Genomic DNA, 2,351 nt, shown 5'->3' with positions numbered 1-2,351 from the left:
TTCTTTTTGTCATTTAACACCTCAATAATTGGATTATATTCCATTATTAAAGTGTCCTGTTTAATTAAAGCAGATCAAATTCTAGTAGCAAATCACTTACCGTGCAAACATTAAGGGAAATATTTCTTGTTTTGTGCAAACTTTATGGGAAGTGTGCAATCTAAATTGTCACTACACATCATTAAACATTTTTTCCTGCTACAAAACCCGAGCTCCAAGCCCATTGAAAATTATACCCCCCTAGCCAGCCTGTAACATCTAATGCTTCACCAATAAAGTAAAGGCCTGAAATACTTTTTACCTCCATAGTTTTAGAGGATATTTGATCAGTATTAACTCCTCCAATAGTTACTTCCGCCGTTCGATACCCTTCAGTCCCCGCTGGTTTTACTTGCCAGTTGTTAATACTTTCAATTAATAATGCCTGTTTACGGTGCCCTAATTGTTTAAGGGGTATATTTTCAAAACCAATCAATTGAATAAATTTTTCGGCAAACCTCTTTGCAAAAATACTAGATAGGAAATTTTTCAATGAAACATTGGTCTGAGATGAAATAGCCTCCTTTAATAATGATTCAAAGTTACCATTAGGGTATAAATTAATAGAAGCTATATCTCCATTATCCCAATACGATGATATTTGCAGTACAGCTGGGCCGGATAAGCCCCTGTGAGTAATGAGCATATCTTCAGAGAAAGTTATATTATTAGCACTGATACTAACGGGCATAGATACCCCCGATACTTCGGCTAAAGGCTCTTTAAGTTCTGGATGAAGTGTCAATGGTACAAGACCAGCTTTGGTTGGTAAAACTTCAAGGCTGAACTGCTTAGCGAGTTTATATGCAAAAGAGGTTGCACCTAGTTTGGGCATCGATAACCCACCAGTAGCTATAACTAAACTCTCACATTGATAATCAGATTTACTTGTTTTAACTAAAAAATTTCCATCGTCCAACTTTAGTACTTTTTGAATGTCTGTTTGAAAGCTGAATTCAACAGCGTTTTTTTCACACTCTGCTACTAACATTGAAACTATTGCCTTTGCAGAGTCATCACAAAAAAGTTGGCCAAGAGGTTTTTCATGGTATGAGATTTTGTATTTCTCGATTAAGGAAATAAAATCCCATTGAGTGTATTGGCTAAGTGCAGACTTGCAAAAGTGAGGGTTTTCACATAGGTATTTTTCTGGCTCGATATAATAGTTGGTGAAGTTACAACGTCCACCTCCAGATATTAATATTTTTTTACCTGGTCTTTTCGCGTGATCTAGAACAATAGTTTTTCTTCCTCTTTCTCCTGACTTTGAGGCAGCCATAAGACCTGCAGCTCCTGCTCCAATTACTATTACATCTACTTTCAATTTATTCGCTCACCTTTATGCTGAATTTAGTAATTGTATCATTACCCATTTAATAATTTTTCTTTTTGGACCTTTCTTTTTGAGAAATATCAGAATATAGCTGTGTTCGACTTTAAAACCTATTTACCTGTGATAACAGTAGGGATTAGATCAATCTAAATTTACTTTATAAGTTGACCTCGGCGGCATTATCTCTACAAATTCACAATTTAACGCATTAGCTAGTTTATATAATGTTGCCAATTTTATATTTACACACCCTCTTTCTATTTTGCCGTAATTACCTCTTTCGATACCTACATAAGCGGCAAAACCTTCTTGAGAGTAGCCAGCAGCCTTACGTTTTAAACGCAGCATTTCACCAAAATCTTTAATTAAATCACTCACCTTATTTTCCTTCAGGCAAAATGATTAGATTTTCATGTTGAGCACTAAAGAACCACGCCCTATAATACCCACAATCATTTTAAATTGATCAGGAATTACTTTGAAATTAGACCATTTTGTCGCTCAAATTATTGTCTCGAAAAATTTTGATCTCTTCACAACAAGCGATGTCAGATCAGCTTATTTAGCTTTGAAAAGTGACTCTTCTTTAGATCGTTCTACTATTCGACGAATGATATATGGTGAGCTTTTAAAGTTGGTTAAAAAAGGCTGGCTTAGAAAACTTATATCGAAAAAGAAGGGGTTAACTCGCTTTAGCAAAACAGAACTCTTTGACGGCGAAGCAATAGAGCTGAGGGTTAAACGTGAATCAACAAAAAAACCTAAAAAACATGATGCTATGCAAGAGCAACTGCTTGGTAAGTTGAATCACTATAAAGCTGAACTGCTATTAAATATGGGGGAGTCTGACGCATACAAAGAGCTTTACTCAGAATTCCCTGAATTGGTTGATGAAATACAGCCTGTAGTGGTCAACTAAAACTGGCCACCTTGTTATAAGTTTTCCAATATTTGTGTTCGGCCTCTAATGGCGATAACC

3 protein-coding genes are annotated in these 2,351 nt (G+C 35.7%); 1 reads left to right on the top strand and 2 read right to left on the bottom strand.

The window, feature by feature from the left end; translation table 11 throughout:
* Nucleotides 1-181: 181 nt before the first annotated feature.
* Both Q4489_RS18135 and Q4489_RS18130 read right to left on the bottom strand, forming a co-directional pair.
* Nucleotides 182-1,363 (bottom strand): NAD(P)/FAD-dependent oxidoreductase, encoded by a 1,182-nt coding sequence (locus Q4489_RS18135; RefSeq protein WP_303483334.1) that lies wholly within the window; start codon nucleotides 1,361-1,363, stop codon nucleotides 182-184.
* A gap of 150 nt (nucleotides 1,364-1,513) precedes the next feature.
* On the bottom strand, nucleotides 1,514-1,750 hold the full coding sequence (locus tag Q4489_RS18130; protein WP_303483331.1) for a helix-turn-helix domain-containing protein: 237 nt from the start codon (nucleotides 1,748-1,750) through the stop codon (nucleotides 1,514-1,516).
* Between the two features lie 100 nt (nucleotides 1,751-1,850).
* Here Q4489_RS18130 and Q4489_RS18125 point away from each other — a divergent pair, with 100 nt between their 5' ends.
* A complete protein-coding gene (locus Q4489_RS18125; RefSeq protein ID WP_303483329.1) occupies nucleotides 1,851-2,291 on the top strand; it encodes a hypothetical protein in 441 nt (146 codons plus the stop codon).
* The last annotated feature ends 60 nt before the right edge of the window (nucleotides 2,292-2,351 follow it).

This window comes from Thalassotalea sp. 1_MG-2023, from assembly GCF_030546745.1.
GTDB lineage: Bacteria > Pseudomonadota > Gammaproteobacteria > Enterobacterales > Alteromonadaceae > Thalassotalea_C.
This window is presented reverse-complemented; position numbering and strand designations above follow the sequence as displayed.